The 25,602-nt window shown below is 51.2% G+C and carries 18 protein-coding genes; 15 read left to right on the forward strand and 3 right to left on the reverse strand.

Annotation, left to right across the window (positions count from 1 at the left end; genetic code table 11):
- Positions 1 to 284: 284 nt before the first annotated feature.
- From drmD to AC8GFP_RS01510, 9 genes are all read left to right on the forward strand, one after another.
- Positions 285 to 3,557, forward strand: coding sequence for a DISARM system SNF2-like helicase DrmD (drmD, locus tag AC8GFP_RS01470; RefSeq protein WP_506609555.1), 3,273 nt, complete (start codon positions 285 to 287; stop codon positions 3,555 to 3,557).
- Positions 3,554 to 8,566, forward strand: coding sequence for an Eco57I restriction-modification methylase domain-containing protein (locus AC8GFP_RS01475; RefSeq protein WP_506609557.1), 5,013 nt, complete (start codon positions 3,554 to 3,556; stop codon positions 8,564 to 8,566). Before drmD ends, AC8GFP_RS01475 begins: the two co-directional genes overlap by 4 nt.
- Complete coding sequence (locus tag AC8GFP_RS01480; protein ID WP_506609559.1) at positions 8,563 to 9,765, forward strand: DNA cytosine methyltransferase; 1,203 nt, start codon at positions 8,563 to 8,565, stop codon at positions 9,763 to 9,765. Before AC8GFP_RS01475 ends, AC8GFP_RS01480 begins: the two co-directional genes overlap by 4 nt.
- Positions 9,766 to 10,181: 416 nt before the next feature.
- On the forward strand, positions 10,182 to 10,778 hold the full coding sequence (locus tag AC8GFP_RS01485; protein WP_506609561.1) for a hypothetical protein: 597 nt from the start codon (positions 10,182 to 10,184) through the stop codon (positions 10,776 to 10,778).
- Between the two features lie 108 nt (positions 10,779 to 10,886).
- A complete protein-coding gene (locus tag AC8GFP_RS01490) occupies positions 10,887 to 16,151 on the forward strand; it encodes a DEAD/DEAH box helicase family protein (RefSeq protein ID WP_506609562.1) in 5,265 nt (1,754 codons plus the stop codon).
- Between the two features lie 87 nt (positions 16,152 to 16,238).
- Complete coding sequence (locus tag AC8GFP_RS01495; protein ID WP_506609564.1) at positions 16,239 to 17,141, forward strand: hypothetical protein; 903 nt, start codon at positions 16,239 to 16,241, stop codon at positions 17,139 to 17,141.
- 212 nt (positions 17,142 to 17,353) lie between these two features.
- Positions 17,354 to 18,307 carry an IS30 family transposase gene (locus AC8GFP_RS01500; protein ID WP_506609566.1) on the forward strand — a complete coding sequence of 318 codons (954 nt, stop codon included), beginning with the start codon at positions 17,354 to 17,356 and terminating at the stop codon, positions 18,305 to 18,307.
- A 68-nt stretch (positions 18,308 to 18,375) separates the two neighbouring features.
- Entirely contained in the window at positions 18,376 to 18,714 is a 339-nt protein-coding gene (locus AC8GFP_RS01505; RefSeq protein ID WP_506609568.1) for a type II toxin-antitoxin system RelE/ParE family toxin, read from the forward strand.
- Entirely contained in the window at positions 18,711 to 19,025 is a 315-nt protein-coding gene (locus AC8GFP_RS01510) for a helix-turn-helix domain-containing protein (RefSeq protein WP_506609570.1), read from the forward strand. The genes AC8GFP_RS01505 and AC8GFP_RS01510 overlap by 4 nt, the downstream gene beginning before the upstream one ends.
- A 13-nt stretch (positions 19,026 to 19,038) precedes the next feature.
- Here AC8GFP_RS01510 and AC8GFP_RS01515 read toward each other — a convergent pair whose 3' ends face one another.
- A complete protein-coding gene (locus AC8GFP_RS01515) occupies positions 19,039 to 19,557 on the reverse strand; it encodes a DUF2062 domain-containing protein (protein ID WP_506609572.1) in 519 nt (172 codons plus the stop codon).
- A gap of 166 nt (positions 19,558 to 19,723) precedes the next feature.
- Here AC8GFP_RS01515 and AC8GFP_RS01520 point away from each other — a divergent pair, with 166 nt between their 5' ends.
- Positions 19,724 to 20,683: a TerC family protein gene (locus AC8GFP_RS01520; protein WP_506609574.1), complete on the forward strand. Its 960-nt coding sequence runs from the start codon at positions 19,724 to 19,726 to the stop codon at positions 20,681 to 20,683.
- A 7-nt stretch (positions 20,684 to 20,690) separates the two neighbouring features.
- Here AC8GFP_RS01520 and AC8GFP_RS01525 read toward each other — a convergent pair whose 3' ends face one another.
- The gene (locus AC8GFP_RS01525) at positions 20,691 to 21,578 is read right to left on the reverse strand and encodes a LysR family transcriptional regulator (RefSeq protein WP_506609576.1); all 888 of its coding nucleotides are present in this window, start codon (positions 21,576 to 21,578) and stop codon (positions 20,691 to 20,693) included.
- Positions 21,579 to 21,673: 95 nt separating this feature from the next.
- Between AC8GFP_RS01525 and AC8GFP_RS01530 the strand changes: the two genes are divergently transcribed.
- From AC8GFP_RS01530 to AC8GFP_RS01540, 3 genes are read left to right on the forward strand one after another with little or no spacing between them, the layout of a single operon-like run.
- A complete protein-coding gene (locus AC8GFP_RS01530; protein ID WP_506609578.1) occupies positions 21,674 to 22,372 on the forward strand; it encodes a Bax inhibitor-1/YccA family protein in 699 nt (232 codons plus the stop codon).
- A 54-nt stretch (positions 22,373 to 22,426) separates the two neighbouring features.
- Positions 22,427 to 22,690, forward strand: a complete 264-nt coding sequence (locus tag AC8GFP_RS01535; RefSeq protein WP_506609579.1) for a TFIIB-type zinc ribbon-containing protein — start codon at positions 22,427 to 22,429, stop codon at positions 22,688 to 22,690.
- A gap of 16 nt (positions 22,691 to 22,706) precedes the next feature.
- Positions 22,707 to 23,696: a sodium-dependent bicarbonate transport family permease gene (locus AC8GFP_RS01540; protein ID WP_506609580.1), complete on the forward strand. Its 990-nt coding sequence runs from the start codon at positions 22,707 to 22,709 to the stop codon at positions 23,694 to 23,696.
- 3 nt (positions 23,697 to 23,699) lie between these two features.
- Here the strand turns inward: AC8GFP_RS01540 and AC8GFP_RS01545 are convergent, their stop codons facing one another.
- Positions 23,700 to 24,182 (reverse strand): YqaA family protein, encoded by a 483-nt coding sequence (locus tag AC8GFP_RS01545; protein WP_506609582.1) that lies wholly within the window; start codon positions 24,180 to 24,182, stop codon positions 23,700 to 23,702.
- Between the two features lie 120 nt (positions 24,183 to 24,302).
- Between AC8GFP_RS01545 and dusB the strand changes: the two genes are divergently transcribed.
- Together dusB and AC8GFP_RS01555 are read left to right on the forward strand one after the other, a co-directional pair.
- Positions 24,303 to 25,334, forward strand: a complete 1,032-nt coding sequence (gene dusB / locus AC8GFP_RS01550; RefSeq protein WP_506609584.1) for a tRNA dihydrouridine synthase DusB — start codon at positions 24,303 to 24,305, stop codon at positions 25,332 to 25,334.
- Positions 25,331 to 25,564, forward strand: coding sequence for a helix-turn-helix domain-containing protein (locus AC8GFP_RS01555; RefSeq protein ID WP_506609586.1), 234 nt, complete (start codon positions 25,331 to 25,333; stop codon positions 25,562 to 25,564). Before dusB ends, AC8GFP_RS01555 begins: the two co-directional genes overlap by 4 nt.
- Positions 25,565 to 25,602 lie beyond the last annotated feature (38 nt).

Raw genomic sequence — 25,602 nt, forward strand, 5'->3', positions numbered from 1 at the left:
CTTCATGCTTTGGGTGCAGTTGTTCGTGTTGCTAGTCAAAACACAAAACAATCATAATAACTTGCGCCCCCGAACGCTACATTCATGTCGCCGCAAAATCGTCGGTAACGATGCGGCTACAAGTAAATTAAAAAGTGAATTAATAATACCTACATTTCATGAGCAATTCTTAATTGGATCAGTATTTATTTCATGGTTACTTTAGAGCGCTGGACGTCTAAATTCAGCATAGGGTGCAGGAGGCTCTCAGGCGTGAGCTAATTAGCTGGTAAATTGAGTAACTTTTGGTATTGATTAAAAAGCTAATGGCCACTGCATCGTTTGATTTACCGCTAATCGGAATGTTCGCCACCGTCCGTAACCGCCTCGGTGTAGTAGTAGCCGTTTCGCCGCACGATGCTCGAGAGGGGGGGCGAACCCATCTGGTGAATATTGAATACAAAGACGACTTGCTGCCGCATGGTGAAAGACTAGTTTGGGAACTGGAACCGTACGCCATTTGCCAACATCCAAGTCGTCTCCCTGATACAGGCCAAGCCCCTATGGATACTCAGGACTTCGATGCGGTTGTTCGTTCCGCTAGATGGACCGCCACCATGCCTTACATCGATCCCGACCAAGAAGGACCGCTAGTCCGCCTGCCGGTTTGTTCGCCATTAATGGGCGCAGTGCGCGTTGAGGACTACCAATTAGTTCCCCTTTACAAAGCCTTGGCGATGCCACGCGTGGCTCTTCTTCTGGCTGATGATGTTGGTCTTGGTAAGACGATAGAGGCAGGTCTCATTGTTTCTGAACTGCTCAATCGGAGACGGATCGGGCGTATTCTCATACTCACTCCCGCCTCTTTGCGCGACCAGTGGCAGGACGAAATGCAAGAGAAATTTTCTCTGCAATTCGAAGTGGTCGACCGAGAAAACACTCAAAAACTCCGCAAAGAAGTGGGGATCGATGCGAACCCGTGGAGAGTCCACGATCGGGTCATTGCTTCCTACCACTATCTTAAGCAACCCGATATTCTTGAACTGTTTATGAGCGCGAGTCGCATGCCCGAGGGTTCTTCCCGCTTGCCTTGGGACCTGATCATTGTGGACGAGTGCCACAACTCTATGCCCTCGGCTTTTGGGGAAGATAGCGATCTTTGCCGCTCAATTCGCGATATTTTGCCGCTGTGTGAACACCGCCTCTTTTTGAGCGCTACGCCACACAATGGCAGAACACGCAGTTTTACCGGCTTACTGGAGATGCTCGACCCGGTGCGATTTACGCAAAGTTCAGAGCTGACTTCATCCGCCAAGGAGCGAGTGAAACATGTGATGGTCCGCCGACTTAAGCGCCGAATTAACGAGCTCTACAAAGTTCAGCGTTTTTGCCGAAGACTTCCACCAAGTGCAGTGAATCTAAATTTAGGAAAGCATGAGGAAAATCTTTTTCAAGTCTTCGAGAGGTTTCGCAAAGCCATTCACATTGCTGTTGCGAAAGAAGGACGCAGTCGGCAGCTCGCCGGGTCGTTTGCTGTCGAGATTTTCGGCAAGCGACTGATTAGTTGCTCGGTGGCGTTTGCGGACTCATGGTGGCGCTCGCGTGAAGCGTTTGCTGCTTCGGATCCGGCTAGTGATCGAGATGTCGAGAAGGCCGGTAAGGCATCCAAGGAGGATACTGCGAGCGATGCTGAAACGGCGGCCCGAGAGGCCGTTGCATCTCATGTTGTCGGGGCATGGTTACTTAATCTGAGTGGCTTGATTGGCGACGAGATCGCAGCGATGGACCAGGCGCTTGAAAAAATGGGACTCGGTCGAGATGCCACTCCTGCGGTCTCGATCAATCCTCGAGAGGATAAAAAACTCTCAGAAACGATCGCCCTGATCGACCGCCTCCTTCTAGACGGCAAAAAGTGGAAGAGCGACGAACGCCTGATTTTATTCACTGAATTTAAGACCACCCTTGACTACCTGCTCCGCCGACTCCGCGACCACTATGGGGACAGTGCCCGCTTCCTCTCGCTCTTTGGTGGCATGGACGATGGGGAGCGCCGTGCCGTTAAAGACGCCTTCAATGATTCATCAGCTGAAGTGCGAGTTCTGGTTGCCACTGACGCTGCCTCCGAAGGTCTCAACCTTCAGCAGACGGCTCGCTATATGTTGCATTTCGACTGCCCGTGGAATCCAATGCGCCTTGAGCAACGCATCGGAAGACTTGACCGCCACGGCCAAGGCCGAGACGTGGAGGTTTTCCACTTCACCTCTGAGCAAAGTGCCGACCTACGATTTCTCGCCAAGGTCATCGAGAAGGTGGATCAGGTGCGGGAGGACTTGGGCTCATGCGGTGAAGTTTTTGATGCAGGTCTTCGTCGTCGATTGATTTTGGGCGAAGATACGAATGTTGTCGCCAACGAAATGTTTCATCAAGTCGATGCCGCTAAGGAGCTTTGCCACGTCGATGCCGATGAGTCCGTGGTCACTGATTCGGATCCACTTGCCCCTCTAACAGCGGCTATTGATTTGAGCGCTGATACCCTGCGCGACACTCTCGATACCGCTCTCGCATGGGGAGGACTTGGTCGGCCGCAACTTGATCGTGTCTCAAGAGTAGGGGCTGCGCCCGGGGCTTGGAAGTTGCGTAGGGAAGACGCCCCCGGTTGGAAGGAGTCGATCGACCAATCCGTTCGCGGGAAGACCCATTCGGGGGCCTTGGGAGCGTTGCGGGACCTCGCTTTCAGCGCAGATTCTTTCGTCATACCAGCAGGTGAACTCCAAGTCTTTAAAAACCGTCCAGATACAGTTTTTGTGCACCTTGCTCATCCCATGATGAGGCAGGGGCTTCAACGACTTGTCCGCTCCCGTTATCCAGGTCATGAAAGCATCAGCCGCTGGGCCGTTAGGCGTTCTCATTTGCCTGCGGGCACAGATGCTCTGATCCTCTTGAATATTGAGGAACTCGGGGTTAACAACCTTAGGGAGACCTTCCATCACTGGGTCAGAACAATCGCTTTTCCAATTAAAAATAATGCTCTTGGCTCACCTCTCCCGGAACAACCCGCCGTCGCATGGTCTATTGGGTGTGAACCATCCATCGATGATGATGTTGCCTTCGCCACTGATTTGATTCTTGATCACCGTAAGCAGATCGAGTCATGGATACAAACTTATCGGGTGGATTTGCAAAAACAACTTGCGGACCAACTTAAGTCCGACCAAAAATCTGCCCGCGATGAAGCTGCAAAGAGCTTTCAGAGCCGTGCTGGTGAATTGTCTGAGCTCATCCAAAATAACACCGTGCAAAGACTTGAAAGAGAAATCGAAGAGCTGCGAAATGACCGCCAAGGTCGGCTTTTTCAGCAGCAAGAGCACGAAGATGAGCTTAGGATTGCGATCGCTCGTAAGACCGAAGAGATCGAACTCCGCACCCGTCATCTTGCGGAGATGCGGGCTGCGCTAGAAAAGGAACGGGAGCGGGTAATCGACCGAGTTATTCCAAAGCGCTACGCGCTGGGTTCGGATGTCGCTGTATTTCCAGTGACACTTGAAGTCCGCTTTGCGGCAAATGGTGTAGCCCGATGAATCAAGGGTTCGATTCATTCGGTTGGTGGAATAGCCTTCGTCACTCAGGCCTGCTCCTCGACCGCAAACGCCTCGCGGAACTTTACCCCGCGGCGTCTCCCACCATTCCATTTGAGATCGTCGACGGGCTCAGACGCACATTGGAGTTGGGTCATAGCCAGACCAAAGACTCGTCTTTGGAGCTGATCGATTTCGTGTTGTCAGTGGTTTGTGGATTTCGCGAGGGCTGGAAAAAAGGTCCGCAAGTCGATGCCTCCTGGACCCGGCGTGACCGCGAAGGAAACGCTCTTCGACCTGATCGCCTTTGGACAGACTCCCACGGCTGCACACTCCCCGTCTTTATCGACAAGGAATCGAAGACCCTTGGACTCGGCAAAGGCCGTAGGGTTGTCAGCAAGGTATTGGGCTGGATGAGGTCTGGGCCCGAGAAGCTGGCGGTCCTCACCAATGGCCGCCAGTGGCGCCTCTTGCATGCAGGGCTGGACTACGAGGCTTGGTGCGAGTCGGACAGTGATCTTTGGTTTGAGGACGGTGCGTCATCTGTTCAACTTCACGCCATTGTCTCTCTTCTCGATCCTCGCGTATGGACTTCTTTCAAGCCAAATGGGAAACCACTCCTTCTCCAAGCCATTGAGGATAGCCGCAAAGGGCAGGCAGATCTTTCTGCTTCGCTCGGTGAGCGTGTCCGTCTGGCAGTCGAGAAACTAATCGACGCACATCAGACTGCCATCGACAAGCATGGAATCGATATCCCTCCCGCCGAGCTATACCGTGGCGCGGTTCGCGTGGTAATGCGTCTCGTGGTTGTTCTCTTTGCTGAGGCCAGGGGATTGCTTCCAGTGGACAACGCCGTGTACCACGCCAGTTACGGCTTGCGAGGGCTTCAGGACGACCTGCGCAAGATCGCTCGCGCTCAGAAGCTCTCGTCTTCACAGTCCGCATGGCCTCGATTACTAGCACTTTTTCGCTTAGTGCATGACGGCTCCGCTCACCCGGACCTCCTAGTGCCAGGCTATGGAGGAGAGCTATTTCAGCCCGGTTTGCTCGAATCGACCGATGGCCTCCGCCGTGCAATCTGGATCTTTGAGAATGCCTGTTTCAAGGATGATTCTCATGGTGTCCCCGACAAGGTGATGAGTTCAATTCTTGAACACCTCACTCGCACCATAGAGCGAATCCGCAGCGGTCTGGGCACGATCAATGTTCCGGTGCCAGTCGATTTCTCCGATCTTTCTAGCGAATACATCGGAATTCTCTACGAAGGGCTGCTTGATTACGAACTCAAGCTAGTGCCTGAGGGCGATGCGGTCATCATCCTGCCGATTGGCAACCGTCCCGCCCTGCCACTTTCCCGACTCGAGGCAATGACTGACGCCCAGCTCGCCGAATTGCTTGCAAAGTTTGCAAAGGACAGCAAGGTAAAGGCATCCGATGCAGAGGAGGAAGAGCAAGAGGAACCCGAAGAAGAAGAAGAAGTCGCGGACGCAGAGAATGAAGACGAGTCTATTGATGACCCCTCTCATGAAGAGGAAGTAATTATCAGTAACAGTGACGTTTATGGTCTTGGTGAACGGGTCACCAACTTCCTACGTCGAATGGTTGAGCAGGGAAAGCTGGTCGCTAAACCACGCGGTACCATGACTCCGGAAAAAGAGGCTGCTTATCGCAGTGACATTGAGAAAAAAGCAATCATCTTCGCCCGCGATGTGCACTTCCCAGGCAAACGCTACCTCGTACGATGGGGCGGCACTCGCAAAGGCTCTGGAGCTTTTTATACACGCCCAGGCCTATCGGGTCCGCTGATCCATCGTACCCTTGCACCTCTTGCTTACGTCGCTCCATTGAATGCTGACGGCACCGAAAACCGCGATGCCATGCTCAGCGAGTGGACGCCAAGCAAGCCTGAGGAAATTCTCGCTCTAAAAGTCTGCGATATCGCTTGTGGCAGCGGGACCTTTCCCGTAGGCGCTTTACGTTTCCTTACTCAGGCTCTATACGATTCCGTACATTTTCACGAAAGGATCACACTGACAAGTGACCATCGCACGGCAGTCAGCTTCTTCGGCCAATCCGATACTGGTGAATCGATTGCCGATGAATATCTGCCTTGCTTGCCGGATGACGAGACCTACGAAGCGAGGCTTCGAGGTCGGCTTAAGCGCCATGTGGCGGAACGATGTATCTACGGGGTGGATTTTGACCCGTTGGCCGTAGAGCTCTGCCGCCTGTCAATTTGGGTCGAGACGCTGGATCAAGACCTCCCGTTCACCTTCCTTAATCACAAGATCAAGTGTGGCAATTCTTTGGTCGGTTGCTGGTATGACCGTTATGAACATTATCCCCCAATGGCCTTTGCTAGAGAGGCTGGAGACAAAAACCATTCCACAAGTATCAACTTCCCAGTCGGCCTTGAGACTGCCAAGATAGAGCGGTTTCTAAAAGGAAATGTCATCCCGGATTTGACGGATACCATACAGGGACAAGGGCAACTTTTTGCAGCAGTTTCCAGGGAACTGCCATCCGAACTGCACCATAAAATTCGAGATAAATTAGATTCGTTGCACGCTTTGCCAATACATGCAACTGAAAAAAGAGCTAATCTTTATCGTGATCTATTGACTGACGCCGATTTCAATAATCTTCGTGATTCGTTTGACCTCTGGTGCTCATTGTGGTTTTGGCCAGTGGACCAGATTGACGCCGCTCCTTTGCCGTCCTCATTCCGATTGAATACAGAGGACGTTAAGGCCATCGTTCGCCAATGCTCTAACGAAAACCGGTTCTTTCATTGGGAACTTGAGTTTCCAGACGTCTTCAATGGGCCTCGAGGTGGTTTTGATGCAATCATTGGAAATCCACCTTGGGATATCGCTAAGCCTAATAGTAAGGAATTCTTTTCCAACCTTGACCCCTTGTTTCGCATCTATGGGAAACAAGATGCCTTGGAAGCGCAAAGGGACATATTTCGTGGCGCGAAAGCTGATGAGAGACGCTGGCTTGATTACAACGCTGCCTTTAAATCGTTTGGAAATTGGATGAGATTTGCGGGCTCGCCGTTTGGCGATCGTCGATCGGGGGCGGCCCAGGGGGGGTCAAGGGATCTTTCATTTGGCCGCGGAAACGACGGACTGCATGATGTTTGGGCTTCATCGAGAGCACTCGTCAATTCTTTCGCCGCATCTGATCCCAAACATCCCTTCCTTTACCAGGGAGGTGGCGACGTCAATCTTTACAAATGCTTTCTTGAACAAGTTCATGCATTGTTACGAACCGAAGGTCGATTTGGTCAGGTCGTCCCATCTGGAATTCATACAGATAAGGGCACTCAGACTTTAAGGGTTTTGATGCGCGACAAATGCTCGTGGGAGTGGTGTTTTACATTTGAAAATAGAAGGAAGTTGTTCCCAATTCACCGTAGCTACAAATTTGACGTACTAGTGTCACAAAAAAGCTCGATCACCGTATCTATTCGCTGTGCCTCGATGCGGCATGAGCTCTCTGATTGGGCAGTTGGTAATGCGGAAACAATTAGCGCACCTTATCGGCGTGAAGAAATACTGAATTACAGCCCTCTGAATGATTCTTTGATGGAAGTTCGTGGCAAGGGTGATATTGCGTGGTTAAACAAGGCTTACGATGCTGCTAACTGTCTTCTTGATTCCCAGGACGGCTTCGCGTGGGCGCCTTCCTACGCGCGTGAATTTGACTTAACGAATGACTCTAGGTTCTTTCCTAATCGAGCACGTTGGGAAACTGAAGGTTATAAGCCTGACTGTTATGGTCGGTGGATAAAGGGAGAATGGTCATCTGATGGGCTTGGTCCCGATGCAATAACCGATCTTTACGGCTTGAGTCAGATAACGCCAAAACGCGTTGCTTCCGCTGAGACCAGAATCAAGGTATCAGTACCGGGCTCAGGCAGAAAGGTGGAAAGGGCCGTAGTTCATCCTGCAGTTGCTGTGCCGCTTTATCAGGGAGTCATGCTCTGGCAATTCGATTTTCGGTATCGGTCAGATGCAGCTGGTCGGGGTAGAGCCAATTGGCAAGAGTCCGCAGTTGATGCGTCATTCCCTATCGGCTATTTTTTGATACCTCTTAATTTTCTTCCAAGAGGAACTCTTCCTCGGATTGGCTTCCGCGATATCGGTGCTAACACCAACCGAAGAACTTTGGTACCGGCTTTGTTACCGCCGTTTCCGAACGGAAACAAGGTACCTATCCTCTCGCCAAAAAATGGAAGCCAGTTGGCATTTCTGGCTTGTTTGGGGAGCTTTGTGGCAGACGCTGCGCTTAGATTGAAGATCAGCCAAGCTACCATCAATTGGTTCTATGTCCAGGAACTCCCGTTGCCCCCATCCAATGCCCCACACTGGACGGACGCTTTCGATCGCTTTGTTTTAGGTCTTTGCGGTCGTAGCCCTTGGTTTGTTAACGAATGGCTTAAGGCGGTTCCAGTGGAACTGAGATCTAAACATACATGGCATGCTTGGTGGGTGAAATCTGTGGCGGAAAATCAGCGGCGCAGGGCAGTCATTGATGCGGTGGTGGCTCACGCTTATGGTCTTTCGGTCGAGGATTTGCGCTGGTTGCTTAAAGACTGCTCGCACCCTACAGATTTCTATCGTAATCGCGAGTCTCGCAGGCAACTGGATCCGAAGGGTTTTTGGCGTGTTGATGAGGATATGCCAGCGCCGATCCGTCATACGACGCTTTGTTTGCAGGCTTTTATTGATCTGACCGATCGGATTTCAAATGGCGAATCAATTGCTGAGGCAGTGAATGCAATGACTGGTTTAGAGCCTAATCAAGGATGGCACCTACCAAATCATGCTCAAGAGATATTTACTGCAGAGGGGTTTAATGCCGAGATTGAGTATATAAAACAAACTCCTGCGGAGTCATGGCTAGAAGTTGAGAGGCATCGAAAACAATTATTTGAGACCCCATTGTGGAATGGCGCTCTTAGCGAAAACGCAATAGGAGAAATACAACCTGAGACTTTTCAATGAAAGAGAAAAAAAAATCACCTGTTATTTGCGATCTTTTTGCTGGTTGTGGAGGACTCACTCTGGGGTTTTTGCAGGCAGGTTTTAAAGTTGGTTGGGCCAATGAGATTGATCCCTCAGCTGCTGCGACTTATGCCGCATCGCATCCAGAAACCAAGGTCCACATTGAATCTGTCGAAGTGTTTTATAAAAATGCTGCTGATGGGATGTACGGTTATCCAAAGAAAGGCGAGGTCGATCTTCTCGTTGGGGGGCCACCATGCCAAGGGTTTAGTGGCTACAACCCTCGCAGGCGTAAAGATGATCCGCGCAACAATTTAGTGGAAGTTTACCTAGATATTGTGTCTCTTCTGCAACCGCGAGGGGTGTTGATTGAGAACGTGCCAGGAATGCTTGCTTTTGAAGGGGGTAAGACGCCTCGGGCAATCTTTAAGGCGCTAGAAGATTGTGGATATGTGACAAAGTTGGGGATTCTGCAAGCTGGCTACTACGGTTTGCCTCAGAATCGCTGGCGAGTATTTGTTATGGCAGTCAAGAAGGGAGAACTCTTACCTGAGCTTCCTAAGCCGTTGTATCGCTTTCAAAGATCCACTATTTTCGGTGCGACTGAGTTTCGCGCGAATGTAGTGAAACCTGATATGGATGGAACGTTATTCGATAATTTGCTGCCTATGGTTACTGTTGGCGATGCGATTCGAGATCTTCCAATTCTCGAAAATGGCGGTGATCCCAAAAGCGTTCTTTATTACTCCGCACCTGCTTCATCGGCATATGCAAAGTCTATGAGAGGGCTTATGAAGAAGGTTGCAAACAACGGCTGTAAGAAACTCGACGAAGTTAATCTCGAGCGTTGCCAAGCTCTTGCTAAAAACTCTAAAGTCGGCTGGCTCGATTTGCCGGAGCATCTTAAACCAGCGAACCTGTTGAGGCATGGCGATGATCGATATGCCAATCGATTTGGGAGACTTTGGTGGGATGGAATATTTAATACAGTCCTTACTCAAGCTCATCCTTATTGGGGTAGGGTGTTTCACCCAGAAGCTGATCGTGTAATTAGCATTCGTGAATGCGCAAGAGCGCAGGGGTTCCCAGACAACATCGTATTTAATGGCGGCACTACTTCCCAATATATGCAAATCGCTAATGCTGTTCCTCCTCCTTTAGCCAAAGTTATAGCTGAAGAATTCATCAAGGTGCTTTAAATATTATGGGAAGAATGCTAACAGCGTCGGAGCGTGAGGATCGCGTAACCAGAGCGGAGAACTATCCGCCAAGATCTCTACAAATTTCAGGAGACCTTAGCACATCTTCAATCCGCCGACAATTATCTGATGCATTAGATTTATATTTTACTGTTTGCGCAATTTCCAGAGGCAGGGGAACTGAACCTGGATTAAGTCTGCGAGCCAACTCTGCGGTATTTCCATTTCGGGTAAAGATTGAGCGAACCATCATTAAAGCCTGTCTCGCTCAACTCCGTATCACAAAGGACCCCACTCCATTTCTTGGTGGAGCCATGTTTGGCGCAAGTAAAAAACAGGGGACGAGTCTGCGTTTCCCACTGGCCAGTTGTCAACCGACGGCCCTTTGTGCTTCTGCGTGCTATGCGCATGACGTCTTGGACGCTGCGCCCAACTCGGTAATCCGTGGAGCACTTAATGGTGCAGTTGGGTTATGGTTTTCAGAATTATCGTCAAACGATCGTCTTTCATGCATTAAGTTTTTCCAAAAGGATATTCAGCGAGCAGTTAGAAATTCACTTAACGAGCTTGCTCTCCTTCCAGCTGACTACAAACGACCTGCTTTTATTCGGTTTGCCCATGTAGGTGATGCGGCTGCCTACACAAAGTTAGCCAACGCGCTTGCGGCAGAAGTGGTAAGAATTTCTTTGGGTAAAGTGCAGTGTGTAGTTTACAGCCGCCACAAGAAGGCAATGCTATTTGATCCCAAATTATTCGTAGTAAATTTCACGCTCGATGGATCCAGCATGGACCGCGAGAATTGGATTCCTGCGTTTGCCAGAAGAGTTTTTTCGGCATTCGGTGGTGAGGTTGATCCCGGCTCTGAAATCAACTTCTTAGAGCATCATCGCTGGCAACATACAGTACCAATCGGTCAAGGGAGTATTTGTCCCGCCACTCGCCCTGAAACCCCCGAACGTACATGTGACGCAGTGAGGTGTCATAAGTGCTTTGTTAAACCCTCAATGAGCTAGTTCATCATGCCACTAAACCCCATCGCCTTCACAGACCGAGTGGTCAGTAGCTTCCTTAGGTATCAGCTGACGACCTATCCGTTCGCGGACTCGCGGTTAAGGAAGCAGATGCGTGACTTACTTTCACTGGAGAAGACGCGGGCAACGCCACTTCTCAAGGGGCCTTATTTGACGCTTAGTCGTCCGTTTGAGCAGGGTTGCTTGGTACAGAAATTGATCGACGACGGCTTGCTTCACCCGCTTCTGCGGGAGCGTATACCCACGGCGATTTCAAATGTTTACCAGCACCAGGAAGAGGCCATCCGGTCGATACAAGCGGGAAGGACCACGCTGATTTCGACTGGTACCGGCTCTGGTAAGACGGAGTGTTTCCTCTATCCTGTCATTAGTCGATGCCTAAAACTGCGGGATGAAAATACCGCTCCAGGTATCGTGGCCGTATTGGTCTATCCAATGAATGCGCTGGCCGAGGATCAGCTCCTTCGCCTTCGTGGCCTACTTGCAGGCACGGGCATTTCATTCGGAATGTATGTAGGTAAAACGCCTCGTAAGAAATCCGACGTCTCCGGTCGACGTCTTTCAATGGGCGCCTCACGGGCAGACTATGAATCGGAGTTAGAGGCAGTGCGGTTACTCGGGTCTGGCGAAACCGTTTATCCAGCAGAAGAGATCTGCTCTCGCGAAGAGATGCGGACCGAAGGAAAACAGCCGAGAATCCTATTGACCAACGTCAATCAGTTGGAACTTCTATTAACGCGCCAGACGGACGTGGAACTATTTGCAGATGCACGTCTAGATTACTTAGTCTTCGATGAAGCCCATACCTTCACTGGCGCGCAAGGAGCAGAAACAGCCTGCCTAGTCCGCCGATTGCTGCACTATTGCGAGAAGGCCCCAGGGGAAACGACGTGTATTGCAACTTCAGCGACGATTCTAGATCCAAAGGATCCTAACGCTGCGATAAGGTTTGCCAGCCGATTCTTCGGCGTACAGGCCGCTGACGTAGTCACCGTGGGTGAGTCCTATGCCGCACAAGTATGGCCTCAAAAAAGATGGAACACCCTTGCCCCAAAGGACCCCGCTGGGGTGCTCCAGAAGTGTGTAGATGCGGTGGACGGTCCAGATCAGAAAATTATTGAGGCTTTCACATCTCTTTCTGGTCGAAAGTTGCCACTTGTTGGAGACCTCCAATCAACCCTCTACGATCAGCTCTCAGCTTCAGAGCCCGTCTTCCAATCTGCGCGATTGCTTGAACAGCCAATGGCACTTGGAGACGCAGCAAAAGGTCTCGAAATGGCTCTCGGGAGGCCTGTTGTAGAGGAAGAGCTTCTCTCGTGGCTGATCCTTGGCGCAATTGCAATGAGGGATGGTCGACCTCTGGTCCGGCCTGTAGTGCATGCCTTCCTCAGGGGTATTGGTGGCGGGACAGTGGCATTCCCCGGTCCTGGTAATGATCCAGTTTTGCACCTTTCTGCTGAAAAGACAGATTTGGAGGTCAGCCACTTCCGAATGCCGGTATCCACCTGTACGACCTGCGGTCAGCACTATTTCACCACGCATCTTCACGATTTTCACCATACTTCTAAGACTCTCGGTGGTGGTCAGGCTGCGGGCAACTCTCGATACTGGGAGCCTCTCGATTCGGCAAAGAGTGGAAAGCGCTGCGTCTTAGTCGACGGGCTTGTTTCAGAAGAGGATCTGCCCGACGAAAAAATGGTGCAAGTTCTTCTCTGTCGCCATTGCGGGACTCTCCATGAGCAGGACGGACCAACCTGCAGTCACTGTGGTCGAAGTGATACGAAAGTGCCCCTGCACTCTATCCAGACCAAGGAAGAAAACGAAGGCCAGCTGAGCCGTTGTGTCGGCTGCGATGCCAACGGTAGGCGTTGGGGTGGTCGCTATCGTGAACCAGCCCGCCCTGTCAAGACAACGCCCGTAGCGGATATTCATGTGCTCGCTCAGGACATGGTCAACAATTTGGATCCGCAACGCTTGCTCGTCTTTTGCGATAACCGGCAGGACGCTGCATTTCAGGCAGGATGGATGAGGGACCACGCGCGTCGCTTTCGCCTGAGATCATTGATCGCAGAGGAACTCAAGAAGGGATCACAGGGCGTTGGAGATTTAGCGCTTTCGCTATCCCAAATGTTTGAGCAACAAGAAGCGCTTTCACGAGCCTTGTTGCCCGAGGTCTGGCGGGTGGTCCCTCTCGATGCCGGTCAGAATCATCGTAAAGAACGTGAGAAATTTCTACGGATGGCGATCCTCCGGGAAATCACCCTATCCCCCGGTCAGGTGCTCGGGCTTGAACCGTGGGGGCGCATGAGGATCGATTACATCGGACTGACGGCAAACCTGCCGTTCATCTTGAATCATTCCCGCAGCTTGGGTCTTCCTCCAGAGGAACTATGCGCTGGAATACTCACATTGCTGGATTACCTGAGGCGCAAGCGCGTGCTCTTCGATCCAGTGCATCACACATTCAGCAAATTCTGGAACGATGGCGATTTGGAAATTCAGAATGGCTATCTTCCAGAGATGGATCCGCCAAAGGGAACCAAACTAACACGTGCTGCCGATGACAACAAAAGCTATGTCTTGCAGTGGAATGGTCTTTCGGGTGATACCTCCATAAAACAAGCTGTTCGCAAATGGGGAGTGTCTAATGAGAACCTAGCTGAATTTTTGGAGAACTTGCTCAAGTTTCTAGCCGAAGGGAAATGGTTGATTCCCGTGAACTTGATTGGAGCCAAAGGGCGGCCCCTTCCAGCTCAAAGCGGGCTTTATCAGATTGATTTGGGCAAGATTGAACTGCTCTCAGCTCAAGGTGTCTGGAAATGCAAGCGATGTAGCCGCCGTACTGCAAGACGCACGCCAAAAGATTTATGTGCTGCATGGCGATGTAAAGGAACTCTGGTATTTGTTGCGGAAGACTCTGACGACTACAACTTGCATCTCCTCGACGGAAACTACGATCTCATCCGTCCTGAGGAGCATACGGCTATGGTTCCCCATGACAAACGGGAACGAATTGAGAATTGGTTCAAGGATCCAGCATCGAACGCGGTAAATTGCCTCGTCTGCACACAGACACTTGAAATGGGGGTAGATATCGGGGCTTTGGACGCTGTCCTAATGCGGAATGTACCGCCACTACCGGCAAACTATTGGCAAAGAGTGGGGCGGGCGGGACGACGCAACCGAATGGCGGTGGACGTTACATATTGCCGAGACGTCAGCCACGATCGGTCCTACTTTGCCTCGCCAGAGAAGCTTTTGGGCGGTGGTATTGACGCTCCGACATTCAATCTTTCGAACCAACTGATGGTGCGGCGTCATATTCATGCCACAGTGTTGACGCGTTTGCATCAGGAAGCACGGACCAACCCCAGTCTTAAAGACATTCTTACTGTTGCCGTTCCTACTACGGTGCGGGCATGGCTCTTTGACGGTAACCAAATCAGAAGTAGCCTGCCTGATCTAAGCGCTATTGAGCAGTCAGTTTCAAGCCGGTCGTTAGATTTGTTGAACCATGTGAAAGAGGTATTTGCTGCTGGATGGCCCGCCGAGGACTACGCGGTAGTTACAGATGAGTGTTTGCGGGAGGCGGTCGAGGGCTTTACCCTGCAATTGCGGGCAGTTATGGTTCGACTTCAGCGGCGACTGAACTGGGCTCACCAGACCGTCACTCGTCTCAATCAATTGCAGGCCAATACCGGAACGCTTGAACCTGGTGACGAGGCTATTCGCCGCCGGTGTGAGCGCTATATCAAGCGTATTAAAGGGGAGCTTAAAAAGAAGAAATCAGAGGGTGAAGGTAGGGATGAAACCATTACCTATAGCGTTTTAGCGCTAGAGGGTTTTCTACCGGGATATGGGTTGGAGCGAGGCACCATTTTGGGGACAGCTGAAATTCCCTTCTGGGAATCTAAGGATGCTGGAGAGCTCTACCTACCTCGCCCGCCGCTGATGGCGCTGAGGGAGTATGTGCCAGGAAATCTAATTTACGCCAATGGGCATCGCTTCGTCAGTCGGTGTTATCAATTGCTCCCAGCAGAGGAGCGGGAATCTGCCGTACTGGAAGTCACGATATCGCGAAGTGCTTTGCGCGAAGTAGATGCTGGTACTGCGCCGTCACTTACTTCTCGAGTCTTGCAGTCTCTCCCAATGGATGACGTAGACCTTGTTCACACATCACAAATATCAGACGAGGAAGATCACCGGTTTCAAATGGGCGTGGCTGTTTTAGGGTACGAACGAAACCGCCACTCCGGCGGAAATGTTTACTCATGGGGTGTTCAGGAAGTGCACCTAATTAAGGCGATGCATCTCAGAATGGCTAATGTGGGTTGTACCACTGAAATCCAAAGAAGAATTAATTTTGGCTACCTAATTTGCTCAGTTTGCGGCGACAGCGTATCCCCGCTCGCATCGGAAATACAAAAAACAAATTTCAAGACGGGGCACCGAGAACGTTGTGGTGGCGGCACCAAGGACGCGGCGCAGGAATTTGCACTCCATGCTGATGTTGTTGCTGATGCGTTCAAGTTCCAAGGGTTTTCCGACCAAATAGAAGCTTACAGTGTTCTGGAATCAATTCGACTCGCCGCTGCCAACCGCATTGAAATGGTCCCTGAGGACATGCAGATCTTAGTAATGGGCCAAATGGGCTCCGATGAGGTGACAGGATGCCTTATTGATCCCATGCCGGGCGGTTCGGGCTTACTTGAGCAACTAGTCGACAGATTTCAAGAGATTCGCGATGAAGCGATCAAGATCGTTCAAACTTGTCCCTCTGCGTGTCAGACCTCATGCACTGACTGTCTGCAGACCTATCGAAACGCGTTTTATCACCCACAATTGGATCGACACCGCGCTTTGCAATTCCTCGAGTCCTCAGGACCTCAGATGAAATTGGCACGCGCTATTCCCGCGATGCACTATGGAGGTACGGTACCCACAGGTGCAATGTCGCCAGTAAACGCCGCTGAACGCAGACTTCGTGCAATGCTATTAGCTGCAGGGTTCCCAGAGGCAACATCATGGCAGGAACAGATACAACTTGGATCTGGCTTAGGCACAACGACCCCAGACGCGATTTACAGACCGGATGATGCCGATTTGCGTGCAGTAGCAATCTACTTAGATGGGTTAAGCAGCCGTCTACATGGAAACCCACAAACCGCTGAGCGTGATCGTATTATTCGAGCTCGACTTCGAGAAAACAACTGGGAAGTGATGACAATAACTGCTCACGAACTCCAAGACTATGTAGCTATGGCAAAGTATTTTAAGACTCTAGCTCGCTATTTGGACCTTGTCGATCTGCGATCCACCGTATCTCAGCAAAGGGATTGGTTTGAAGTTAATTAGCCTGTCTCAATAATGATTACAATTATTATTCGCTAATAATTTTAGAGTATTTAATTATTATTTAATTTATATATGGGATCATAAGTGATGACAGAGCGACCGCATTTTATTTTTTTCACTAATTTAGCAGATTTTCAATTTAAACTGCTCCGGAAAAATCCACCACTTGCCAGCGCCCTTCAAAGTTTGGAGACTTGTCTCTTATTGGTTTCTTTAAATAGGTATCCTTCGGCATTGGCAAGTTGCGCAATGGCTCTGGAAAGTGCTTGGAAAGCTGCATCTAAAAAAGGGCCAGAAAAGAATGATAATTTTGCGGAAATATTAGGCGATATAAATGCAACTCTTCCCAAAGAGGCCCCTAGTTTTGATTTCAAAAATTTTAGAATTTTAAGAAATAACATTGTACATTTTGGATATACACCAAAAGATGATGATCTTGCTGCTAAATTAATTTTCTCAATTGGACTTCCTGCGTTTTTCTTGTATACCCAAAGTCACCCTGAATTACACATTGATTTTATTTCTAGCCTAGATCCAGACTTATTCGATCACTTAAATGTTGTAATAAAAATTAATGGTGGTGATGCGATAAGTAAAAATATTTCCGCAGTCAATTCTTCTCTTATATTGCGACATTGGATAAAACGATCATTAATTAATGAACCAATGTGGCAAGATGATGCACTTAATCAGCATAATCTTAGCGGACTGATCGAGTTTGAAGTTAAAGAAGAGTTAAGAAAAATGTTACATGATGGCTGGGAACTGTGCGAAGATTTTCGATGTCCTGTTTGTCATCAGGAGCAACTGGTGGTTCAATTGGATAGTGCAGAGATCGAGAAAGGATTAATAAGCGCTACAAAAGGTCACTGTTTGAACTGTGATTTAAACTTTCAACCTGGTGGAAATTATTTGTTAAATTATTTTATTAATAGAAATTTGGGTGTTGAAGAAAAAGAAAAAATATTAAAAAATTATGGTGTTAAATGACTCTGTGAATTTATATATGTATTTATTCACTTTTTGCAAAAGCATTAATTAGTCATTTCTTTTTGATTAAAGGTGCGCCTAGTAGTAAAGCTGAAGCTGAAACTTCTGTAATGGTGGATTCAAGCACGAAGTGCAACTTTGATTAACTAATGGTTAGGTGGCTGAGAATGTTTAGCATTCAAAGCTTCTTGACCTGGCAGTCGAAGTTGCTTATGACCTACAAACACCTCAGCCAAGCTGAAAGATATCAGATTCATGCCCTTATGAAAGCCGGACACGATCAGTCTCAAATAGCCAAACTGCTGGACCGGCACAAGTCCACCATCAGTCGGGAGTTGAGCCGCAACACTGGCTCTCGAGGTTACCGCCCCAAGCAGGCTTGTGAGATGTCTGCTGATCGAGCGCAGAACAGCCGTAACGCCAATACGGTGCCAGCTTGGGTGAATGACCAAGCGCAGTTGCTGCTGCAATTGCAATGGAGCCCGGAGCAGATTGCGAGCAAGCTGCCCATCAGCCATGAGACGGTTTACCTGCGTGTTTATGCCGACAAGGCTCAAGGCGGGACGCTTTGGAAGAACTTGCGCTGTCAGAAGCAAAAGAGAAAGCGCTATGCAGGTGGACGGGACCGGCGAGGACAAATCCCCAACAGACGGCCTTTGAGCGATCGCCCCTTGCATATTGAAGCAAGAAGACAAGTGGGTCATTGGGAGTGCGACACCGTCATTGGTACCAGCCACAAAGGGGCTGTTGTGACGATGGTCGAGCGCAAGAGCGGGTATGCCGTGATGGCCAAGGTAGAAAAAAAGACGTCTGAATTAGTAAGCTCAGCCATTGTGGACAAGCTCAAACCAATGGCTGCCAGGGTCAAGACACTGACCTTTGACAACGGCAAAGAGTTTGCAGCGCATGCGCATATTGATCAACAACTTCAAAGTACGGCCTACTTTGCCAGACCATTTACCAGCTGGGAACGGGGCAGCAATGAAAACTTCAACGGTTTGCTGCGCCAATACATTCCAAAGAAACGAGCCATGTCCACAGTCAGCGATGAGGAAATTAGAATGATTCAAAACAGATTGAATAACAGACCAAGAAAAAGATTGGGATTCAAAACACCCTCAGAGGTGTTTCATCAATCGCTCAAGCGCGTTGCGCTTCGAACTTGAATCCGCCTTTTTAAAAACGCATACGCTGACATCATCTTCAAACCATACGTTATTTGCGTATAATTGAAATGAAAGCAGTATTTGTCGAGTTGCCCGCTTTTTCCCGCCATCGCACACACTATTTGGATGACGACGGCTTTCGCGCATTGCAACAGGCCATGATGAAACACCCAGAATCCGGGGAGGTCATCGAAGGGGCTGGCGGCTTGCGCAAGTTGCGACATGGCGATGCCGTTCGCGGCAAGGGCAAGCGTGGCGGTTTGCGTGTGGTTTATTTTTGGTGGGCCGCCGCCAGCCAGTTTTGGTTGTTCACGCTGTTCAACAAAGACGAAATGACAGACTTGAAATCGGGTGAAATAAAGCTGCTCAGAAACATGTTGAAACACGAATTGGAGGCGCGGCAATGACCAAGCGGAACCTGATGGCAGAACTGACTGAAGGCTTTGACGCCTTGGGCAAGGCGCGTTTGGGCAAGCAAACACTGCGGACCCATGTGGTGGAAGAAAAACCTGCCCCGCAAGTCACAGCCCAAGAACTGCTGGCGCTGCGCGAGCGTCTGCATTTGTCACGTGCGGTGTTTGCGCGCTGCTTGCGAACCAACTTGCGCACTTTGGAAAACTGGGAGCAAGGACGCTCTAAGCCCAATGCGCATGCGGCTTTGTTGATTCGATTGGTTGAAAAATACCCCGATACGGTGCAGCGTTTGGCCGCGGTTTGACCCGCGCCCCCACTCACCGTTTGCGCCGCAACAGCGCCACCCTGATTCGCCAAGCGGCTTTCACCAACAAATAGCCTGCCGCTGCCGCACCAAAGGCAAACAAACCCATGCCCAGCATGATCGGGCCGCCGTAGGCCATCAGCAAATCCCAACTCAGGTTTTCCAGCCCAGCTGGTGCAGGCGTGCTCACACCCAAAATTGTGGAACCGGTTTGGTAGGCCAGCCAAAGCCAAAAACCGATGGTGAAAGGGTTGGTCACCATGGTCATGGCGGCCGCTGACGGGATATGGGCGCGCCACCAAACACAATGGACCACGGCAGCCACGATCTGTGCTGCTGGGATCAAGAAGGCCCATAAAAAACCAACGGCCACACCTCTGGCAACCGCTTCATGCTGAAAGCGCCATAGCTGCGCATCCAACAGGCGCGGTGCCCAAGGTTTGAGCCAAGGGTGTTGGGCAAGTTGAGATCGATTGGGTAACCAAGGGCGTTCCGAATCGGGTGGTTGAGCGGTTTGAGGGGTCTTTTTCAAAGCAATGTGAGGATCGTGAAAGTCCTATTCTTGAATAGCCTCAGACATTTCCGGTCAGTTAAAAACGATATATCAATCAGATTTTTACGAAGTAAAAACTGATTTTTGTCACGAAAAAATGGATATTCAAATTTACACTGCCGTCCATTGTTTGGTGAAGGACGCTATGGACACGATTGCACCTCTTTGGTTATGGATCACATTCATCGCCATCGTTTTGGCCTCTCTTTTTGTTGATTTTGTGGTTCTCAAGAAACAAGGCGCTCACGATGTGGGAATGAAAGAAGCCTTGAATTGGTCCTTGATATGGATCGCCTTGAGTTTTGTCTTCAATGGTTTGTTTTGGTGGGCCATCAAGGACGAAACCGGTTCAATCGAGTTGGCCAACACCAAATCCCTTGAGTTTCTGACCGGTTATCTGATTGAAAAATCACTGGCGGTGGACAACATCTTTGTCTTCCTGATGATCTTCACCTACTTTGCGGTGCCCAAGGCTTACCAAAAGCGCGTGTTGATGATCGGCATCATCGGCGCCATAGTGCTGCGCACCATCATGATTTTGGTGGGCGGCTGGTTGCTCTCCGAGTTCCATTGGGTGCTGTATGTGTTTGGTGCCTTTTTGATACTCACGGGTATCAAGATGTGGTGGGCAGCGGGCCAAGAGCCCGACTTGAACGACAACCCTGCCTTGAAGTTATTGCGCAAATGGATGCCGGTGAGCCAAAACTATGACGGCGAGCGGTTTTGGACCATGGAAAACGGCGTCAAGATCGCCACCCCTTTGCTGATGGTGATCAGCTTGATTGCGCTCACCGATGTGATTTTTGCGGTGGATTCGATTCCCGCCATTTTTGCCATCACCAGCGACCCGTTCATTGTGCTCACCAGCAACGTGTTCGCGATTTTGGGCTTGCGCGCGATGTACTTCCTGTTGGCGGCCGTGGCCGATAAATTTCACTTGCTCAACTACGGTTTGGCGGTCATTTTGGTTTTCATTGGCACCAAGATGTGTTTGATCGACATTTACAAAATTCCCGTCGCCGTTTCCTTGGGCGTGGTGATCGGCATCCTGGCCATCACCATGGTCCTGAGTGTTCGCAGCGCCCCCCGCAAAGCTGACGCCTGAAGATTTTTCAAGTTGGGGTTGGGTGCAACAAACGCTGAACCAGCGGATGTTGCACCCTTTTTTCTGTGCCTATGGCATAGAAATGCTCTGTCACTCCAGCGCTGCGACCCATGCGCTCAACCGCGTAATGGGAAATCAATTCCTCTTGCACTGATTCTGCCGCTGGGAACACACCCATGCCACTGGCGCCAAAAGTCTTGAGCAAGGCACTGTCTTCAAACTCTCCAACCAGGTGGGGTTTGATGTGGTGTTGTTCAAACCAATGCTCGAGCCTGTCACGGATGGCCGTATGGGCGGTGGGCAGCAACACAGGCAACTCTGCCAAGTTGTGCGGAAATGGCTTTTTGGACTTGGCCAGCAAAGCCTTTGTGCCATACCAAGCGATGGTGGACGTGCCCAAGGCATGGCTGTAGAGCTTGATGTTGGGGTTGCTGGGTGCAGCCCGGTCTGAGATCACCATGTCGAGTTTGTGCAGCGCCAAATTACCCAAAAGTTCGTTGAACTGACCTTCCAGGCACAGCAAGCGCAGCCGAGGTTCAGTGATGATGGGTTGCAACAAGCGATGCACCACGAGCTTGGGCAAACCATCGCTGATGCCGACCCACAAACGCACGCCGGGGGTGCTTGCCGCATCCCGCACCAAGTTAGGCAAACCCTCTCCCAGCTGAAAAATCTGGTCAGCTTGCTGCATGGCCGCCATGCCTGCCTCTGTCAGTGCCAAGCCGCGACCGGCAGGCTTGAGCAGTTCGCAGCCCAACTCTTTCTCCAGTTCTCGCACTTGGGTGCTCACAGTCTGCACGGCCATGTCCAGTTTTTGGGCCGCTTTAGAGATGCCCCCCTCCTTGGCCACGACCCAAAAATAATAAAGATGCTTGTAATTGAATGGGGTGCTCATGGTCAGTATTTTTAGGAAGGATATTTAGGAATTATCTGCTTTTTAGTTGTGGGTGGAGGCCCTATGGTTGAGGCCTTCTTGAAAGGAGATTTTTCATGAATCAAAACCCATTCAGCACCGCCGTGTCTGACAACACCCTCTACCCAGCCACAGGGCAAAGCAGCCATTCTCTGGAAGTTCAACGAGTCTTGCGCAACACCTATGCGTTGTTGGCCATGACCTTGATCTTCAGTGCCAGTGTGGCCGCGGCTGCAGTCACATGGAAATGGCCTTCACCGGGCCTGGTGTTGACCTTGATCGGCTATTTCGGTTTGTTGTTCGCCATCCATCGCTTGCAAAACAGTGCATGGGCTCTGCCGCTGGTATTTGGCTTGACAGGTTTCATGGGCTACACCTTGGGACCCATCCTGACCCACTACCTGTCTGTCCCCGGAGGCGCGCAAACCGTGAGCATGGCCTTGGGGGCCACTGGCGTGACTTTCATGGCGCTGTCTGCCTACGCCTTGACCAGTCGCAAAGACTTCAGCTTCATGGGCAGCTTTTTATTCATGGGCATGATCATCGCTATGTTGGCAGGTTTGGCCGCCATCTTCTTTGACATACCCGCGCTCAGCTTGGCTGTTTCAGCCATGGTGGCTTTGTTGTCTGCTGGTCTGATTTTGTTTGAAACCAGTCAAATCGTGAATGGTGGTGAGCGCAATTACGTGATGGCCACGGTCAGTTTGTTTGTCTCGGTGTTTAATTTATTCACCAGTTTGCTGGCCTTGTTTGGCATCGGTGGCAACAGCGACTGATTATTCAGCCCTCGTCCGAGGGCTATTTTTTGACCTTCACAGGAATCACACATCATGAAATGTCCCCAATGCAAAGACCAGACCTTGGTGATGGCCGATCGGCAAGGTGTCGAAATCGATTATTGCCCCGCTTGCCGAGGAATTTGGCTCGACCGTGGCGAGTTGGACAAACTGCTCGAACGTGCAGCCAGTGCCAATCCAGTCGCATCGCAGCCTGCGCCAAGAGAGCAGCGTTATCAAAAATATGACGACGATGACAAGCACCACGGATACAAACACCGGCATCAAAAATCTTGGCTGAGCGACATCTTCGATTGACCACCTGAAAGTCTGAATGCAAAGTTTCATCGACCCCGCCATCTTGTTTTTTGTCTTCGGGGTATTTGCGGGTCTGGTTCGATCCAATCTGGAAATTCCGCCGGCCATTTCCAGATTTTTGTCCTTGTACTTGCTGATGGCCTTGGGTCTCAAAGGTGGCTTTGCATTGGCCGAATCTGGGCTGAATGCGCAAGTATTGATCAGCTTGGGGGCGGCATTGGCCATGGCCTCGGCCATTCCGCTGCTGAGCTACGTGTTTCTCAAAACCATCGTTGGCCGGTTTGATGCGGCGGCCATTGCAGCCACTTATGGCTCAGTGAGTGCGGTGACCTTCATCACCGCCGTGCAGTATCTGGATACCCACCAACTGCCCTATGGGGGCCACATGGCGGCAGCCATGGCCTTGATGGAGTCGCCCGCCATTTTGCTGGCTGTTTTCATGGCCAACAAGGCTCGCGCTGAGATGCGCAGCACCTACACCGGCAGCAGCTTGCAAGCCACCCCGCAAGTGACGGGCATGGGTCATGTCTGGCATGAAGCCCTGACCGATGGGGCGCAGTTGTTGCTGTTGGGTGCCATGTTGATTGGCTTTTTCTCTGGCGAACAAGGCCAAGAAGTGATGAAGCCTTTTTCTGTGGATTTGTTCAAAGGCATGCTGGCTTTCTTTTTGCTGGACATGGGCTTGCTGGCCGCACGCAATATGGGCAAGTTGAAAGGGCAACCAGTGACGTTGTTGCTTTATGCATTGCTGGCCCCTGCCGTGCATGCCAGCTTGGCCATGGTGGTGGGCGGTTGGTTGAACATGAGCCCCGGCGATCTTGCTTTGCTGATGGTGTTGTCGGCCAGTGCGTCTTATATTGCTGTGCCTGCCGTGCTTCGCCACGCTATCCCAGAGGCCAATCCAACGCTGTACTTTGGCATGTCCTTGGGCATGACATTTCCGCTCAACATCTTGGTGGGCATTCCGCTGTATGTGCAAGCGGCATTTTGGTGGGTCGGCGTTTGAGCTTCAAAACAAGCTGATGAGCCAAGTCCAACCCCATACCAACATCGCGTAGCGCAGCGCCTTGCCCACCGCCATGAAAGCCACACAGGGCCAAAACGGCAGGCGCAAATAACCGGCCACCACACACAGCGGGTCGCCGATGATGGGCAACCATGCACCCAAACACGCTGCGGGTCCGATGCGCTCCAACCAACGCAGTGCCCGCATGTGGATGGTGACATGGTCTTGGTGCAAGTGTTTCGCCATCAAGCGCTCAGCTCCCCAGCCCATCCACCAACCGATGGCTCCGCCCAAGGTGTTGCCCACGGTGGCTACAGCCAAAGCCGTCCACAGCAATTCAGGGTGAAAGGACAACAAGGCCAACAACACTGGTTCTGAGCCCATGGGCAGCAGGGTGGCGGCCAACACTGCACAGACAAACAAAATCACCAAACCCCATTCGGGCGTGGCCAAGTTTGTCAAGAGGGTTTGCAAGAAAAAATCCATTGTTTGTGCAGTGTAAGAGGGCGTAAAACCCATGAATACGCTCAAAAAATAAAAATACAAATCTCTGGCTTAGATGGCTAGAATCGTGCCTCCTTTTTAAGCAGGTCTACTTTCTTCCCTATGCGCATTGGTCCGTTCGAGACAAGCAACGCCGTCTTTGCGGCGCCCATGGCGGGCGTCACCGACAGGCCGTTTCGCATGCTGGCCAAACAGCTGGGCGCGGGTTATGCCGTGAGCGAAATGGTCACCTCGCGGCCCGACCTGTGGAACAGCTTGAAGACTTCGCGCCGCGCCAACCATGACGGCGAGAGCGGCCCCATTGCGGTGCAAATCGCGGGCACCGAGCCGCAGATGATGGCCGAAGCGACCCGCTACAACATCGAACGCGGCGCCCAAATCATCGACATCAACATGGGCTGCCCCGCCAAAAAAGTGTGCAACAAATGGGCGGGTTCGGCGCTGATGCAAGACGAAGACCTGGCCCTGTCCATCGTGCAAGCGGTGGTGAATGCAGCCCAGCCCTATGGCGCCCCCGTCACCTTGAAGATGCGCACCGGTTGGAGCGCCGAGCACCGCAACGTGGTGTCCATTGCGCGTCAAGCCGAGAGCGCCGGGGTGCAAATGATCACGGTGCATGGCCGCACCCGCGAGCAAGGCTACAAAGGCCAAGCCGAGTACGACAGCATCGCGCAAGTCAAAGCCGCTGTGGGTGTTCCGGTGGTGGCCAATGGCGACATTGATTCACCCCAGAAAGCCCAAGCGGTGTTGCAAGCCACCGGCGCAGATGCCGTGATGATTGGCCGCGCCGCCCAAGGCCGACCTTGGATTTTTCGCGAGATTGACCATTTCTTGCAGCACGGCACATTGTTGGCACCGCCCTTGGTGGCCGAGGTGAAGCGCTTGCTGTTGCACCATTTGCAAGACCACTACAGCTTGTACGGCACCCACATCGGTGTGCGCAGTGCCCGCAAACACATCGCTTGGTACACGAACGGCTTGATGGATGCCACAGCATTTCGACAAGCCATGAACCGGATTGACGATTGCGACGCCCAACTGGCGGCCGTGGCCGATTACTTTGACCGCGTGGCGGTCCTGGGCGACCGTTTGGTGCCCATCGCCGCCCCCGGCATTTTGGAGACTGTTGAATGAGCAAGAAAAACATTGAAGACGTGGTGCGCCACAGCGTGGAAGGCTACTTCAAAGACTTGCGCGGCGAAGAACCTGAAGCACTGCACGACCTGATGATTCGCTTTGTGGAAAAACCATTGCTCGATGTGGTGATGAAACACGCTGAAGGCAACCAGTCCAAAGCCGCCGCTTGGTTGGGCCTGAACCGCAACACCTTGCGCAAAAAACTCGGCGAACACAAGCTGCTCTGACGGCACTGCATACTGGGCGCTGGCCGCCCCTCGAAAGA

The sequence above is a fragment of the Limnohabitans simekii (SeqCode) genome, from assembly GCF_965234735.1.
Classification (GTDB): domain Bacteria; phylum Pseudomonadota; class Gammaproteobacteria; order Burkholderiales; family Burkholderiaceae_C; genus Limnohabitans; species Limnohabitans simekii.

What these genes read in the sequence shown, in the direction of transcription:
- AC8GFP_RS01510 (WP_506609570.1), top strand. Translation starts at nt 18,711, where the DNA reads ATGACCAAGCGGAACCTGATGGCAGAACTGACTGAAGGCTTTGACGCC.
- AC8GFP_RS01530 (WP_506609578.1), top strand. Translation starts at nt 21,674, where the DNA reads ATGAATCAAAACCCATTCAGCACCGCCGTGTCTGACAACACCCTCTAC.
- AC8GFP_RS01475 (WP_506609557.1), top strand. Translation starts at nt 3,554, where the DNA reads ATGAATCAAGGGTTCGATTCATTCGGTTGGTGGAATAGCCTTCGTCAC.
- AC8GFP_RS01535 (WP_506609579.1), top strand. Translation starts at nt 22,427, where the DNA reads ATGAAATGTCCCCAATGCAAAGACCAGACCTTGGTGATGGCCGATCGG.
- AC8GFP_RS01505 (WP_506609568.1), top strand. Translation starts at nt 18,376, where the DNA reads ATGAAAGCAGTATTTGTCGAGTTGCCCGCTTTTTCCCGCCATCGCACA.
- AC8GFP_RS01490 (WP_506609562.1), top strand. Translation starts at nt 10,887, where the DNA reads ATGCGTGACTTACTTTCACTGGAGAAGACGCGGGCAACGCCACTTCTC.
- AC8GFP_RS01540 (WP_506609580.1), top strand. Translation starts at nt 22,707, where the DNA reads ATGCAAAGTTTCATCGACCCCGCCATCTTGTTTTTTGTCTTCGGGGTA.
- AC8GFP_RS01480 (WP_506609559.1), top strand. Translation starts at nt 8,563, where the DNA reads ATGAAAGAGAAAAAAAAATCACCTGTTATTTGCGATCTTTTTGCTGGT.
- AC8GFP_RS01495 (WP_506609564.1), top strand. Translation starts at nt 16,239, where the DNA reads ATGACAGAGCGACCGCATTTTATTTTTTTCACTAATTTAGCAGATTTT.
- AC8GFP_RS01525 (WP_506609576.1), bottom strand. Translation starts at nt 21,578, where the DNA reads ATGAGCACCCCATTCAATTACAAGCATCTTTATTATTTTTGGGTCGTG.
- AC8GFP_RS01500 (WP_506609566.1), top strand. Translation starts at nt 17,354, where the DNA reads ATGACCTACAAACACCTCAGCCAAGCTGAAAGATATCAGATTCATGCC.
- dusB (WP_506609584.1), top strand. Translation starts at nt 24,303, where the DNA reads ATGCGCATTGGTCCGTTCGAGACAAGCAACGCCGTCTTTGCGGCGCCC.
- AC8GFP_RS01545 (WP_506609582.1), bottom strand. Translation starts at nt 24,182, where the DNA reads ATGGATTTTTTCTTGCAAACCCTCTTGACAAACTTGGCCACGCCCGAA.
- AC8GFP_RS01555 (WP_506609586.1), top strand. Translation starts at nt 25,331, where the DNA reads ATGAGCAAGAAAAACATTGAAGACGTGGTGCGCCACAGCGTGGAAGGC.
- AC8GFP_RS01520 (WP_506609574.1), top strand. Translation starts at nt 19,724, where the DNA reads ATGGACACGATTGCACCTCTTTGGTTATGGATCACATTCATCGCCATC.